The organism is Streptomyces beihaiensis, from assembly GCF_026274175.1.
GTDB classification, from domain to species: domain Bacteria; phylum Actinomycetota; class Actinomycetes; order Streptomycetales; family Streptomycetaceae; genus Streptomyces; species Streptomyces beihaiensis.
Window position 1 is genome coordinate 20741 of record NZ_JAPHNL010000190.1, and the last position, 14110, is coordinate 34850.

The 14110-nt window shown below is 70.4% G+C and carries 14 protein-coding genes and 1 pseudogene; 3 read left to right on the forward strand and 12 right to left on the reverse strand.

Annotation, left to right across the window (positions count from 1 at the left end):
• Positions 1–912: 912 nt before the first annotated feature.
• The 3 genes from OFY01_RS16670 to OFY01_RS16680 all read right to left on the reverse strand — a co-directional run bounded on the left by OFY01_RS16670 (position 913) and on the right by OFY01_RS16680 (position 3831).
• Positions 913–2184 carry an MFS transporter gene (locus tag OFY01_RS16670; protein ID WP_266600719.1) on the reverse strand — a complete coding sequence of 424 codons (1272 nt, stop codon included), beginning with the start codon at positions 2182–2184 and terminating at the stop codon, positions 913–915.
• A 32-nt stretch (positions 2185–2216) separates the two neighbouring features.
• The gene (locus OFY01_RS16675) at positions 2217–2810 is read right to left on the reverse strand and encodes an ArsR/SmtB family transcription factor (RefSeq protein WP_266600661.1); all 594 of its coding nucleotides are present in this window, start codon (positions 2808–2810) and stop codon (positions 2217–2219) included.
• Between the two features lie 646 nt (positions 2811–3456).
• The gene (locus OFY01_RS16680) at positions 3457–3831 is read right to left on the reverse strand and encodes a hypothetical protein (protein ID WP_266600663.1); all 375 of its coding nucleotides are present in this window, start codon (positions 3829–3831) and stop codon (positions 3457–3459) included.
• A 121-nt stretch (positions 3832–3952) separates the two neighbouring features.
• Here OFY01_RS16680 and OFY01_RS16685 point away from each other — a divergent pair, with 121 nt between their 5' ends.
• On the forward strand, positions 3953–4345 hold the full coding sequence (locus OFY01_RS16685) for a nuclear transport factor 2 family protein (RefSeq protein WP_266600665.1): 393 nt from the start codon (positions 3953–3955) through the stop codon (positions 4343–4345).
• 13 nt (positions 4346–4358) lie between these two features.
• On the opposite strand, the gene OFY01_RS16690 is transcribed toward OFY01_RS16685, so the two are convergent.
• From OFY01_RS16690 to OFY01_RS16715, 6 genes and pseudogenes are all read right to left on the reverse strand, one after another.
• On the reverse strand, positions 4359–4874 hold the full coding sequence (locus OFY01_RS16690) for a hypothetical protein (RefSeq protein ID WP_266600667.1): 516 nt from the start codon (positions 4872–4874) through the stop codon (positions 4359–4361).
• A gap of 118 nt (positions 4875–4992) precedes the next feature.
• Positions 4993–5671, reverse strand: a pseudogene (locus tag OFY01_RS16695) (hypothetical protein).
• Positions 5672–5903: 232 nt separating this feature from the next.
• Complete coding sequence (locus tag OFY01_RS16700) at positions 5904–6533, reverse strand: response regulator (RefSeq protein WP_266600669.1); 630 nt, start codon at positions 6531–6533, stop codon at positions 5904–5906.
• Entirely contained in the window at positions 6530–7615 is a 1086-nt protein-coding gene (locus tag OFY01_RS16705; protein ID WP_266600671.1) for a sensor histidine kinase, read from the reverse strand. The genes OFY01_RS16700 and OFY01_RS16705 overlap by 4 nt, the downstream gene beginning before the upstream one ends.
• 1066 nt (positions 7616–8681) lie before the next feature.
• Positions 8682–10100 (reverse strand): RICIN domain-containing protein, encoded by a 1419-nt coding sequence (locus tag OFY01_RS16710; RefSeq protein ID WP_266600673.1) that lies wholly within the window; start codon positions 10098–10100, stop codon positions 8682–8684.
• Positions 10101–10498: 398 nt separating this feature from the next.
• Positions 10499–10783, reverse strand: coding sequence for a hypothetical protein (locus tag OFY01_RS16715; protein WP_266600675.1), 285 nt, complete (start codon positions 10781–10783; stop codon positions 10499–10501).
• Between the two features lie 65 nt (positions 10784–10848).
• On the opposite strand from OFY01_RS16715, the gene OFY01_RS16720 reads away from it, so the two are divergent.
• Together OFY01_RS16720 and OFY01_RS16725 are read left to right on the forward strand one after the other, a co-directional pair.
• On the forward strand, positions 10849–11145 hold the full coding sequence (locus OFY01_RS16720) for a type II toxin -antitoxin system TacA 1-like antitoxin (RefSeq protein WP_266600677.1): 297 nt from the start codon (positions 10849–10851) through the stop codon (positions 11143–11145).
• The gene (locus OFY01_RS16725; RefSeq protein WP_266600678.1) at positions 11142–11528 is read left to right on the forward strand and encodes a fic family toxin-antitoxin system, toxin component; all 387 of its coding nucleotides are present in this window, start codon (positions 11142–11144) and stop codon (positions 11526–11528) included. The genes OFY01_RS16720 and OFY01_RS16725 overlap by 4 nt, the downstream gene beginning before the upstream one ends.
• 36 nt (positions 11529–11564) lie before the next feature.
• Here the strand turns inward: OFY01_RS16725 and OFY01_RS16730 are convergent, their stop codons facing one another.
• From OFY01_RS16730 to OFY01_RS32590, 3 genes are read right to left on the reverse strand one after another with little or no spacing between them, the layout of a single operon-like run.
• Positions 11565–12224, reverse strand: coding sequence for a hypothetical protein (locus OFY01_RS16730; protein WP_266600679.1), 660 nt, complete (start codon positions 12222–12224; stop codon positions 11565–11567).
• Positions 12224–13765 (reverse strand): hypothetical protein, encoded by a 1542-nt coding sequence (locus tag OFY01_RS16735; RefSeq protein WP_266600680.1) that lies wholly within the window; start codon positions 13763–13765, stop codon positions 12224–12226. The genes OFY01_RS16730 and OFY01_RS16735 overlap by 1 nt, the downstream gene beginning before the upstream one ends.
• Positions 13765–13938: a type II toxin-antitoxin system Phd/YefM family antitoxin gene (locus tag OFY01_RS32590; RefSeq protein WP_407700359.1), complete on the reverse strand. Its 174-nt coding sequence runs from the start codon at positions 13936–13938 to the stop codon at positions 13765–13767. Before OFY01_RS32590 ends, OFY01_RS16735 begins: the two co-directional genes overlap by 1 nt.
• Positions 13939–14110: the final 172 nt, after the last annotated feature.

A 14110-nucleotide genomic window follows, 5' to 3' on the forward strand; every position in this document is an offset into this window, starting at 1 on the left:
CGAACACGGCCCCCCCCTGTCGCCTCGTGCGGGCACGTCCCGTCCCCGCGCCTTCGGCCTTGCCCCCGCTCCCGCCTCGCCCCCCCCACCCTCCGCCCCCACCCCGGGCCTGTCACTGGTGTCGGGCTCGCGTCGGCGTGCTCGACGCTACGGGTCCAGACTGTCCTGCTCCAGCCACCCGTTCGGGGGGCTTGCGGTACACGTCTTCGTGCTCTATGACGGTGTCTCATGGACTTTGGGACGGCGTCCCATGGGACAGGGTCGGGGGGAGCCGGGCAGCCACGAGAGCGTCCGCTCGAACGTCCGTCGGCGGTGTCCGGCATGCAGGCGCTGAGGCGTGGAGTGACAGCCGGGGCAAGTGACGGCCGGGGCAAGTGACGGCCGGGGCAAGTGACGGCCGGGGCAGGGGTGTGTCCGACTCCGCGTAGCCAGCCGTAGACGGCGCGACGAGAGAGCAGGGCGGCGCCCGGTGGCCGGCGGGGCCCGGTGGCCGGCGGCGCCAATGACCAGGGGGTTGAGGAACACCCGAACGAAAACCGGCGCTAAGCCCATCACGGGCCTGAGAGCGCTTGACCTGGGGCTCTGCTGAGGCGGAGCCTTCGGCAGTCGTGGTGATCATTGACTGTCTGGACGTCCGGGGTGCCGGTCGAGTTTCTGACGGATTCGCAGGCCGCTGCGTACGCGGCGTACGACGGGGCGCCGTCGCGCACGGAGTTGGAGCGCTGTCGACGTACTACCTGTTCGAGACCCCGATCCAGGCCGCCCGGGCCGGGGCACCAGCTCCCCGACCTGCCCGGAGGCTTGCGGCCACTGCGTGATCCGGATGCCGTGGACGGCGAGTGACTGCCACTCGTCGGGAGACGCCGACCAGCCCCTGCTGCGGGCTGGTCGGCGGGGCTGCGGTTGGGTTGTCTACACGGTCACGCCTGGCTGCCGCCGGGGCAGTTCGGCGTGCCGCACCGCCTTGGAAGCCAGGGCGATGCCCACGCCCAGGCTGGCGAAGACGCCGCAGCCGACGAACACCGGGGCGGCTCCCCAGGCTCCGATAGCAGCGCCGACCAGCGGGTAGCTGAGGGGGGCGAGACCGACCATGGTGAGCATGACGACGGAAGTGACCCGGCCAAGATAGGCCGGATCCGCCGCAGTCTGTATGAGGGCATTGTCCAGACTGCCGAAGACACCCGCGTTCAGTCCGATGACCGCGGCCAGCACCACGGCGAGCCACAGGGTCGGCACCAGCGCGATCGTGGCCGCGCCCGCGCAGCCCACGAGCAGCGTCCCAGCCATCATCAGGCCTGCACGGGGCAGCCGACCGGCGATCGCGAGCAGCGCGGCGCTGGCTGCGGCACCTGCGCTGAAGCTGCTGACAATCCAGCCGTAGCCGGAAGGGCCCCAGCCGCGTTCGGCGTTGAGGAGCACCATGCCGACGTTGAGGGTGCCGGTGAGCCCGAACTCGCAGATGGCGCCGACGGCGACGAGCGGGCCGATGAGCCGGTGGCGGCGGATGTACCGCAGGCCGTCGAGCAGCTCCTGCCGCGCGGTGCCGGGCCCTGTCTGCTCGGCGCCGCTCGCCACGAGGGGCCGTATCCGTATCGCCAGCAGGAGCGGCAGGGACAGAGCGATGAGCAGTCCGGCGACGGCGAAGGCGGCCGCGGGTCCGCCGAGTCCCATGGCAAGGCCGCCGATCGGCGGGCCCGCGATCTGGCCGAGGCGCGTCGAGAGCGTGCGCATGCCGGTGATCCGGGCCAGCTGGTCAGGGGCGGTGATGCGGGGCGGGAGGGCACCGACAGCGGGTACGAACAGCGCGTCGACGGCGCCGAAGACGAGCGCCACCGTGACCAGTATCCACAAGGCCGGCGCCGTCAGTGCGATACCGGTGGCGACCGCCAGGATGAGGAGGCAGCGCAGTGTGTCACTGCCGAGAATCACCCGGCGGGGGTCGAACCGATCGGCCACCACGCCCCCACCGAGCATGAGCAGCGCCCGTGGTAACGCTCCGGAGGCCATGACGAGGCCTACTTCGGTAGGACCGGCGGCCTTCTGAGCGGACCAGCCCAGGGCGACGAAGTACACGCTGTCGCCGACGAGGGAGACGGTGTACGCGGTCAGCCAACGCAGCACGTTGCCGTCGCGGTGGGCCGGTGTGGAGGCGTGTTCGGGCAGGACTGTCTCCGAGGTGGCCATCGTGGGCTCCAGTACGTCGGGATCCGGCTGAGTCAAGGCCGGAAGGGAAAGCCGTAGAGGTGCACGGACACGTGCTCGCGGTCCTCGGTGTCGTCGGCCGCCTTGGCGGCCTTGCCGCGCTCCCGCCAGCGCCGGGCCAGCGCCTCAAGCTCATCGCTCATCTCGGCGAGTTCGGTCGGGGTGAGGTCGAGCAGCCACTCGGAGCTGAAGGACGCATCGGTCCACGCCTTCCCCCAGGCGGACTTCTGGTCGAGATACGTGCGGTACTGGGCGACGCGGGTGTCGAAGATCCCTCGGGTCACCGCGCCGACGGCGGCGGCTCCCTCGGGCGTGTCCGCGAAGTCCGAGTCGCGGAAGCCCCAGCCCTCTTCGGATGCCACCTGCCACCACCGCTCACGGCCGTCGGCGCCCTGACTGCTCGCCTGCGTCACGAAGCCGTGCTCGGCCAGCTTGCGCAAGTGGTAGCTGACCAGCGACGGCGTTTCGTCGACATGCTCGGCGAGCTGAGAAGCGGTCGCGGTGCCCGCGGCGTACAGCAGCCGGTACAGCTGCATCCGCAGCGGATTCATGAACGCCCTCAACCGTGACAGGTCAGTGATCTGCTCAGGCTCGTGCTTCGGTCGCATGCGCTCACCGTAGATATGAAGCGAAAACTTCGCAATAACCGCTTCAGGATGGGGGCGGCCCGAGCAACCCAGCTCCATGTGCAGGGGACTTGAGACAGCTCAACCCGGCTCGACTTGACTGCCGATGACGACGAGGGAGCGCGCCCGACGGGGGAAAGTCCACCGGGCCTTCCCCGCCCCTGGCTCGTTGACCAGCACAGACGACACGGCGAACAGGGCGTCGGTGAGAGCAGGGAGAGGGAGACGGCGGTAGCGGTCGCCTCGGAGGTCCGGGCCGCACAGCGGCGGATCGTCAGCACGATCAACGCGTCCGGGAGGCTGAACGCCGACGGGCCGGCCCTGTGGCGGGAGGTCGACTGCGGCAAGTGGAAGGCCACTGCGGCCGACATCAGCCGGGGCCTGGACCTCCTCCAGGTCCCGCACACCATCGTGACGGCCTTCCGCTTCCCGCTCGCCGCCTCCTACAGCAAGGCCATGCGCGAGGGCGAGGAGGTCCTCATCCTGCGCAAAAACCTGGTCCACCTGGTGCCGTGGATGCCCTCGATGGAGGAGACCGTCGCGACATACCCGAGGACGCCCCGCACAGGGCACGGGACAGTCCGTGATGCGGATCTACCCGGGCCCGCGCCGGCGCCTTGCCCGACGGTCAGACAGTGCGCAGTCGAGGGGGCTCGGGCTGCTCCGGCTCGACCTCCGCAACGACCGTGAGGGGAACGGGAGTCTCGGCGTCGGTAGTGTCCTCCGCCCGGCGGCGCAGCTTCGACTTAAGACTGGTCAGCCCGCTCTTGACATGCGGCGTGACCTTCACCGCGGCGGCGGCCCCCAGCGCGACGCCCGCGCCGAGGATCACCAGGGCAGTCTTGGTCCCGTCGAACAGCACGGCGTGCGTGACGAGCGCGTTGTCGTCATCCCGCGCCAGCGGGCTCTCTCCGCCTGGAGTGCTCGACTTCGAGAAGTGTGTGTCGGAGGGACGCCTCGTCAGCATCAGTTCCCAGGTCCAGTCACCCCGGTTGAAGTCCATGACGCAACTGTAGAGGCGACCAGGCACGCCGCGGCCCGGAATGCCGGGTTCTCCACTTTGGTCAACGGACGGATCCCGAAGACCCTTTGCCCAGGGCTCCGGGGCGGGAGAGGATGCGTCCGTGATCGACACGACTGAGAACCCCGAGGAACAGGCCGCAATAGCCGCGGCGAAGGACGGTGAACTGCGCCTGCACGACACCGCCGTCCGCGCCTCCGCCGTCGGCGTCCGGCTGTTCGACCCCGAGTTCGTCGAGGTCGGCGCCTCCGGGCGGCGCTGGACGTACGAGGAGATGGTCGCGGCCCTGCCCACCCTGCACGGCGGAGCGGACAGCCCGCGCATTGAGACCTCCGGCATGCGCGGGGTGCTCCTCGCCCCGGACCTCGTGCACCTGACGTACGAGAGCGTCATCGCCGGCCGCCGGGCCCGCCGCAGCTCCCTGTGGCGCAAGGGCGAGGGCGACACCGGATGGCGGCTCTACTACCACCAGGGCACCCCCGTCCCCGAGGGCTGAACCGTCCCCGGCTCTACTCCTGAACGAAGTCGTAGACGGCCCGTTGAGGGTCGGTTTTGGCGATGAGCCCGTCCGCGCACAGGTCGCGCAGGATTTGCCGGACACGTTTCTCCGCCGCCCGTTGGTCTTCCCACGTGTGACCGTGGTCGCCCAGAGCCTTGACGGCACGCTGCGGATCCCAGGCGCCGCCGAGGGCGCGAATCGCCTGGGCGAGGACATGCCGGTCGGGATGATCCTTCTTGCGGTGGTTGGCGATGCTGGCAGGGGCGCCGCTGTAGTTGCAGTCGGCGCACTTCTCCCACGAGCAGTCCGGATCGGTGACGGCGGCGTGGCGTACGGAATGGTGCGAGCCGAAGCCGTGAGCGTGGAGCAGTTGAGCGACGGACCCGTCGTACTTGAGGGCCATGAGCGCTGCTTCGGCGATTTTGTCGTGGCCGGCGGCGAAGAACTTGCCCAGGCCGACGTCCTTCCCGCAGCCGCACCAGCACTTGCCGGTCGGGATGAGGCGAGGCTTCTCGTTGCCTGACATGAACCCAAGGTAGCAACCCTTGGGTTGGAGCCAAGAGATAAATCCAAGGATGCCATCCAAGGGTTGCGTCGGGCGCGAGCAGGCGTACAGCCGCAGGCCGACTTCTTGCACAGCAGGGTCAGCGGCGCGCATCGCCGGGGGCGAGCAGGCTGGTCAGCTCAGAGATCGCCTCGGGGGACGGCTTGAAGTACCGGCGGACGTTCTCCGGCTTCTTGTGCCGGGACTTGGCCATCAGCATCAGCAGGAAGGCGCCCTGCTCCCCGAGGTGGGTGAGGGCGGAATGGCGGTACCCGTGCAGGTCCCAGCCCGTCCCTGGTCCGCGCACGGCGGTGTGCTCATCGAGCGGGGCGCGGGCCTGGCCGTAGGAGAGGCGGGCCGGCCACAGCGTCTTCTTCCCGCAGGTGGACCTCACGCCGGGCGATGAGCCGGTCCACGGCCATCTTCGAGCGGGCCGGGGGCCCGGAGTCCGGCACTGCCAGCCGCTTCGTCCAGGCCGGGACCGCCGGCCGTCATACCCGTACGACTCGCACCGGCCCAGCCACGACAGCACCGCCGCCCGGCGCGCGTTCCAGGTGTTGGACCGCCGCGGTGCCCCACAGCAGTTCCAGGGCCTCGCCGACCTCGTCGTCCGCGACCGACCCGAGCGGGCGGGTCTCTCCGATCCGCTCAGCGGTCTTGCCGACGCCGGTCGACCAGCTGCGGGCCGTGTTCGGGTTGCGGAGCGAGTCGAGGAAGGCACCAGCCGCCGCGCGGACGGTCAACGCCTTCCCGGCCGCCGGCTGCACGACGGTGGGCACCGCTTCCCCCTTGCCGCAGATAACAGGGCCGCTTCATGTACGGCCCCGAAAACGTCACCGCAGGTGACGAACCAAGCTGCCGCAGATACTAGGGCGTTGTCTGTAGGACGACTTCAGACGAGTCCAGTCGCCGACGCTCCGTCAGCCGCCCACCAGGGCCGACAGATCCTTAGCGCCGGATTTCGTTCGGATGTTCCTCAACCCCCGACCACAGGCGGCCGAGGCCGGGGCGTCAAAAGCCGCCGAGCCCGTCCTCCCGTACCCGCGCGGCCAGGTCGGTCTTCGTGTATGCGGGTCGACGGGCCTGCTGGTACTTGGCCTTCACCCGGTCGAGGTAGTCCTTCGCCGTGTTCGCGCTGATCCCGGCGCGCCGCGCGGTGGCCTTCAGGGTGAGACCCGAGGCGTAGTCCACGAGCACCTGAAGTTCCTTCGGCGACAGCCGGGGCCGGGCCGGGTCGGCGTCGTGCGCGCAGGCGAAGGCCATCTCGGGTGAGTGCGCGGTCCCGCTGGCGGCGATCTCCTCGACCGCCGCCACCAGGGTCTTCAGGTCGTTGTCCTTGGTCAGATAGCCGCCGGCCCCCGCCGACACGGCCGACAGGATCCGCGACCGGTCCGGCACCGAGCTGATCACGAGCACCCGGCAGCCCGCCGCACGCAGCCGCCCTATGTTGTCGACGGGCCGCGAACCGTCCTTGAGCACCAGGTCCAGCAGGACGACGTCCACCGGCTCAGGCATCACAGCCAGCAACTCGTCCACGGTCGCCACCGAGGCGGTGAGCCGCAGGCTCGACACGCCGCCGAACCAGGATCCCAGACCGTCGAGCAGCATCCGGTCGTCGTCCACGACCGCGACGGTGATCACGCGGGCCACCTCAACTCGACTCGGGTGCCTTCCTCCGGCATGCTCTCCACCTGCGCCGCCCCGCCTGCCTCCGCCAGCCGGCCGGCGATCGAACTGCGCAGGCCGACCCCGGGCACCACCCGTCGGGGATCGAACCCTGTGCCGCGGTCGACGACAGTGACCAGCAGCCCGTCGGCGCTGCCCGCGGCGGTCAGGTAGGCGCGGGACGTACCGGCGTGCCGGCGTACGTTGTTCAGCGCCTCGGTGACCGCATCGCTCACCGCCGTGGCCACCTCGGGCGGCACCTCGGGGAGGGCCTGGTACTGGGCGCTGACCCTCAGTCCCAGACCCTCGGCGAACCGGACCGCACGCTCCAGGGCGGTCCCCAGGCCCGGGCCTGGCCCTTCGTCGGCACCGCGCTGGACCAGACGGCGCAGATAAGCCGCCTCGTGCGCGCACCGCTCGCGCACCTCGGGACTGTTGGCGTCCACGCCCCCGCCCGCGAGGGCGGTGAGGGTCGCCAGCACGGTGTCGTGCAGCGCCCGGTGGTGGGCCAGCCGCTCGGCGTCCCGGGCCCGGCGTGCCTCCGTCTCCAGCGCCCGCGCGTTGGCCGCGTCGAGCAGCCGGCCTTGCCGGCACAGGTAGCGCCAGAACACCCAGGCCATGACGCCGGAGGACACCAGTGAGATGAGATGGCTGCCGAGGATCGACGGACTGACATGTATCAGTGCGCACAGCACCAGCGGTGACGCACCCATGAGCAGCACCGCCCCGACGATCTCCACGCCCCCCAGGGCCACTCCGGCCGCCGCCGACGAGGAGGTACCGAGCAGGATCACCCAGCCGAAAGAGTCGAGCTCCACCGGTCCGCCCCAGACCACCGCGACGACCGGAAGCCCCGCCCCCACCAGTACGACATCGGCCCACACTCTCGCGGCGGAGAACCGGCCGCTTCGGACCGCATGCCCCCACACCAGCACGCTGCACACGACAGCGATGCCCAGCATCAGCCAGTCCACCGGCCGATCGGACACCGGCCGCTGCACCGCGAACACGGCGATCACCACATGGCTGGCCCGGTAGAGGAGCGTGGCGAGAATCATGAACGAGCGCGCCCGCTGCTCCCCCCTTCCCGCCCCCCAGTCCACGCCCCTTCCGAAAGCCGCGCGGGTCCACGGCCCGGCCCCCGCCTCACCCGCACCACCCACCTCACCCGCCCTGTGGGCGGAGCCGGCATCAGGATCGGGGCCCGAATCGGGGATGGCGCCGCAATCGGCGGCCCCGCTCTGGGCGTCCCCGGGCGGGGCATCGCCCGGTGAGGCATCGCCGGTTCCGGATGTGGCAGGCGCGTCGAAGCCCGGACCGACGTTCATCGCTCCCCCATACGCCCCAGACATCACATCCCGCTCTCACTTCACGAGATCGCCGCGATTCGACGGGACACTACCCGTCCCACACCTGACCTCCACATAAAATCCTCAAGAAACCGACCGAGGCCCCCGCGGCGGTCTGCCAAGCCGGGGCGGGTTCACCACATGAGCGCTGCAACGGCCACGCGGTCGTGTCCGCGAGTCACGTCGACACGTACGGACCGGTCACGTACGGACCGGTCATGCCGACTGTCCTGGGCAGCCGCCCCGGTCCGGCGGCGCAGCAGTCGGCGGCGCCACGCCGACGACCGCCCGCCTACGCCCATAGCCTGCGCTTTCGTCCCCAGCGCACCGCAAGCCGCAGACACTGGCGTCACGTCCTGTGCTTCCCGGGCGCCTGCGCCCCATCCCGAAGCCGTCAACGTGGGGGAAGCACCGCCTCTCACGGTGACGCCCAGACGGCTGTCGAAGCACTGCTCCACGCCGGGTTCCGGCTCAGCCTCCGTGGTCGGCCACGCTGAGTGGAATGACGGCCGAGCACTCATGGGCGGCTCGGCAACGTACACCGAAAGCCGGCTGACGGCAGCGGGGTTGGTCGACAGCTCCGGTCGTGGAAGAGGGCGTGTTCCGGTTGAGGGAGCTGACGCGCAGTGCACCGATGCGGGCGCCTCGTGCCCGAGCGCGGACGCCGCGGTGACGGCCCACGTGCAGGCGGCGGGGGCCCGGCACCGAGCCCCCGCCTTCTCCGGGTCGACGAGCGGCTTCCAACCGCCGATCCGGACCGCCGGAAGGCTCGTCGTCAGCCGGCAGCGGTGATGCGCCACTGTTGGTTGGTGCTGTTGGTGTCGCTGTACTGGCCAAGGCCGGCGCCGGTCGTGGTACGGCCCATGCCGTCGACGTACAGGCCCGTGGCACGGTTCTTGATGCGCACGTTGTTGGCATCGGTCAGGACGGACCATTGCTGGTTGGCGCTGTTGGTGTCCGCGTACTGGCCAACGGCGGATCCGTTGGACGTGCGGCCTTCCCCGTCGAGGTAGAGCCCGGTGGCTCGGTTCTTGAACCGCACATAGCCGCCGTCGTTCTCAATGGTCCACTGCTCGTCGTGACGGCCGGTGTCGTCGGTCCACTGGTCGGCGTCGGACCCGTTGGACGTGCGGCCGTCGCCATCGAGATACAGGCCGGTGGCGGCGTTGACGATCCTGACGTACGTGCCGCCCCCGCCACCGATGCCCCACGCGTACCGCAGGCGGGTCAGACCGGTGGGGTTGACCAGGGACAGCTTGATGCCCGAACCGGTCCCGCTCTTCGACGTCATGCTGTACCAGTCGCCGTCGCGCAGCCCCGGCCAGTACACGCTGCCCACGCCGAGCGCGCGCAGTTCGCTGCTGACGCCCCGGATGTAATCGGCGAAGAACGAGCCGCTCGGGATGCTGTAGTCGATCGTGTCGTACTGGACGCCGTTCTTGGTCCCGGGGCTCATCGGGCCGCCCCACTCCGTGGCGACGGTGCGGCTTGCGTAGGCACCGATGTAGCCGGCGATGTGGTTCGCCCAGTCGGTCTCGTCGTCGTAGCCGGCGAAGAACGAGTAGTCGTGCACCGCGAGCAGCGTGTTGTTCAGGCGGCTGTCGCCTCCGACGGCGGCGACGTTCTGTGCGTAGCCCGCGCCATCGAGGATCACTCTGCCGCGCGGCACGCTGGAGTATCTGGCCAGCCAGTTGTCGTAGAAGTCGTCCAGGTCGGTCGTGCTGTAGCCGTACGGCTCGTTGATCACCTCGAAGTACGCGTTGGGGTTGCCGCCGTACTTGGCGACGACGGTGTCCCACATCTGGAAGAAGGCGCTCGTGGAAGAAGGCTTGCCGTTGGCGTAGGCCCAGTAGGCGAGAATCACCTTGCCCTTGGTGAGCGCGGTGTCGATGGCGCCGGTGTAGGTCGGCCAGTAGTCGGCGACGGTGGGCTCGTTGATCGGCATACGGACGGTGTCGGCACCGGTGATCGAGTACATCTGGCCGACCACCTGGTCGGCCACCGTGGATGCCGAGGCATACGTGTCCGATGAGCTGAGACCGGACGGGTGCAGCACTCCGTTGACGAAGTTGTCCCGCTGGTCCGCCCAGTTCACTCCGTGGAACTGGCTCGTGGAGGCGTGCGCCCGGCCGGACCCGAGCGTCGTCACGGCTCCTGCCGCGAGCACGAAGACCGCCAGGATTCGACAGAGCATGAACAGTGTGGCGCGAGGGCGAGGTAGGGCTGAGTAGGGCGGTTTCACTGGCTCATCCTTCCTGCGGCTCTCCCGCACGTCGGCGCCCGCGATCCGGGGCCGGGGCGACGGACCGGCAGACGCTCCGCCGCGGCGAACCGACAAGTCTTCGGACGTTGGCGTGCTGACACCCGATCACGGGCGGAACCAGTGTCGGAGTCCGTGCAGGAACACGTGTACCGGTGCAGGTGCGCAAAGCGGCACGCGCCTCCCGTGAGGTCCCCGCTGAGCCATGTCAGCGAGCGCCGTGGCCGTCGGTCTGGTGGAGCGGGACGGCTGCAAAGCCTCTCCGAGGCACCTCACCAAGTCAACAGTTTGCGACGAAAGCAATCACACTCGATCAGGGGTGGGGTGGCGCGTCAGGTCGTACCCCGCCGTGCCGCTTCGAGCGGCAGCATCCTGACGCGGACGTCCTTCTCCAGAACCCCGGTCCGCCAAGCAGGGCCAGGGTTCCTGGTCGCCGGCTTCCGGCGGAAGCCGGCGAACCGGCCCGGCGCCAATCTGACGGCCAGTCGACAGGACTTCGGGGCCGGGGACAGCGCGGCGGCCGCAGCCATGTCGGCCACGGTGAGTGCCTCGACGTAGCGGGCGTCCGCGAGGTCTCGGGCACGGAGCAGATGACGAGCGATCGGAACGTGGGCCACGGGCCCCATTGTGCGGCCGTCGGCCCGTCGGCTCGTAGCGTGAGGCCAGTGGTACCATCGGTACCATGGCGAAGCCTCCGAAAGCGTTGAACCTGAGGTTCCCCGACCCGGCGCAGCACGCGGCGATCGAAGCGGCGGCCCGGCAGGAGGGGATGAGCATGCAGGAGTACATCCTGTCGGCCGCCTACGCCCGTGCGACGGCCGTCGAGAGCGCGTTCCTGTCGGCGTTCGGGAAATCCAAGGAACGCAGCGGGGACGCCTTCCGCGCCGTCGACGACCTGGACCCGGCTCCCGGGCAGCGGGAGGCCGAGAGGCGGGCCCTGCGTGACCTCGACGGGCGCGGACAGGGGCACGCCGCGTGACCCAGCCCGATCCCGAGCATCCGCTCGAGGTGACCTTCCTGCTGCACGCCGCCGAGCTCCTGGACGGGGACCCGCAGGTCGACGACTACGGCCCGCTGTACGCGGCGGTCGCCCGGGTCAACGCGCGGGCTCTGGAGCACGACATCTACGGGAGCCTCAACCTCAAGGCGGCGGCGCTCCTGCACACGCTGGCACGGCTGCCCTGCCTCGAGCACTCGAACGCCGCCTTCGCCTGGCATTCCGCCGAGGCATACCTGGCCGTGAACGGAAGACGTCTCGACTACCCCGTCGACGATGCCGTCGAGCTCGTACGCGACGCGGCTTCGGGGACCGAGGGCGTGGCCGGCATCGCCCGCCGGCTGCGCGACTGGGCGGTCGGTTGAACAACCCGCGCCGGGCCCTTTCGTCCGCCGGTCGGATCAGATCATGAAGCCGACCGAGGCGACCTCGTAGTAGCCCTCGGGGGGCGAGTCGATGTCGCCCGCGTAGATCATCCAGGCGTCGTCCATCTGGGTCTCGTCGCCGCCGGCGTAGGCGTCGACGAGGTGGTCCCAGCGGGCGTTGCTCGGGCGTACGGTGCGTTCGCCCTTGTCGGTGAAGACCTTCTGGGCGCCGCGGGCCTGGGGGTGGACGTCGCGGTAGTCGACGGGACGGACGGTCATGCGCTGGCCGTGGGCGCGTTCCTTGAGCTGGGGGGCGAGGGCCTGGCGGACGGCGGGCGGGACGGGGCGGCCGGTGCGGCGCCAGTTGCGGGCGCGGGTCCCCCAGTAGGCGCGGGCGACGCGGTCGGTGTTGGCGCCGATGGGGTGTACGTCGAAGCCCTGGCGTTCCCAGCGGCGCACCGTGCTGTAGGGCACCCCGGCGGCCAGCAGGGGTTCGCGGGCGCCGCCCTTCAGGCCGTTGAGGTAGGCGAGTTGGCGGCGGCTGTCGGGCGACGCTCCGCGCGGGGGGACGAGTTCGCCGTGTTCGATCAGGTCGCGGACCTGGCGGTCCATCTCGGCCACGAACGCGGCGCCGCCGCTGTCGGGTCCGCGGCCCCAGTCGCCGAGGGCGCCGCCGCTGTGGGGCTCGCGGGGCATCAGTTCCTCACTGCCTTACCGCGCCACGTGTAGGGGGCGCCCTTGGTCTTGATCTCGGCGAGGCCGGGGCCCTGGCGGAACAGAAGCCTGCCGTCTCGCCGGGCCGTCCAGACGTCGCCGGCCAGGTGGAGCTCGTCCGTGCCGCCCGCGTAGGCGATCGTGAGGCCCGCCTGGTGGGCGCGGACGGCCTTGCGCCACAGATTGGCGAATGCGTGTGCGCGGATGATCCGTTCCCAGTCGGGGCGGCGGATGTGCTTGTTGGCGTGGCTGTCGCCCATGGTGGAGACGAGGACCGAGTACATCTTGGCGATGTAGGCCCTGGTGAGTTCGTCGCCGTCGGAAATCGCCCTGGTGCGCGCCGAGTTCAGGACCGATGCCAGGGTTTTGAACATCGCGTCCGTGCCGGGCGCGACGTAGGCTTCCTGGATTTCGGGGACGGTGTCGATGAGGTCACCGTACCTGGACGAGGCGGCGTCCTTGAGCTTGAGATAGGTGGATGTCGGCACCCACAGGGCGCCGCGTGTCTCGCGGTCGCCGAGGGGGTTGGGGAGGTCCTTGTGCGGCCAGGCGGGCTGGTCGATGAGGACGATTCCGGCGAGGTCGACGCCCTTGCCGTAGCAGTCGGGGTCCTGCCAGGACCATTCGCCGTGTCTTTCGTGCACGCCGGTGGGGTTGTGGGTGATCTGGCGTACGGGCAGGTGTGCCGTGCTGAGCGCCGCGAGGTAGGCGGCGTTGGCGTCCAGCGGGGTGACGGGCCGCCCGACCAGGGCCGGGTCGGCGTTGGTGAACTTGACGCGGCCCTCCCAGACGAGCGGGGAGCCGTCCTTGCGCCTGCGGACGAGCGGGTCGGGGGCGTCGAGGTAGACGGTGTGGTCGTAGCGCGTGCCGACGCGGCTCATCTCCCACAGCTCCATCACGTTGTTGATGGAGCGGCCGGCCTTGTTCGGCTCGTCGCCCATCAGGGCGCGGGCCGCGGCGTCGATGTCGCCTCCGCTCTCGTCGAGGGCGGAGGTGATGTGCGCGTGGATGGCTGCGAGGAGGTCCGGGCGGGCGTCGGCGCCGCGGCGGCGCGAGGTGGTCTGCCTCGTGCTCCGGGGCGGCGCGGGCGTGGGGGCGGAGCCGGATGCGGGGGCGGCGGAGTTGGAGGCGGGCGTGGGCGCGGGTGCGTCGTGGGGTTCGGCCGTGGGGGCGGGCGGCTCGCTCGCCGCCGATGCGGTGGGTGCCGTCCGGCCGGGGCGGCCCCTGTCGACGGCGGTGGCCCGCGTGTGCTGATCCTGCTCTTCAAGGCGTCCGCGGACGGAGTCCAGGAAGTACGCGTACGCCTCGCGCTGCTCGGGCTTGCCGGGATCGCGGTCGCTCTCCCACGCGCGCAGAGTGCCGGGGCTCACCGCGAGGGCGCGGGCCGCGTCCGTGAGGGAGATGCGCAGCGCCGTCCGCAGCGCCTTGCGCTCCTCGTGGGGCGGCAGCGGCGCCGGCGCGAGGGAACGGGCCAGGAGGGCGTCGACGGCGTCGTGGGCCGAGGGGCGGGAGTCGGCGGGCATCAGGACTCCTCGGGGTGAGCGGTCCGCGGGGCGGGGGCCGCGGGTTCCAGGGGGGCGAGGCGCGCGACGGGGGTTCCGTTGCGAGTGAGAACGATACTGCGGCCGCTGTAGCGGACCTCGTTCACCAGGTCACCCAAGATCTTCCGAGCTTGCTCGATGCCGACTTCCCGCATGAACGAACCTTAAGGAACTTAAGGTTCCAAGGTCAAGTATCACCCTCGGCGCGACCCGTTTCCTGTCGCCGCTCGATGCACACAGCGTGGTCAACTGCACCTGTTTCCGTGCCCAGATCGTTGATGATGGGGAACGGCCCGATCCGACGGGTCGAACGACGCGGAGAGGTGC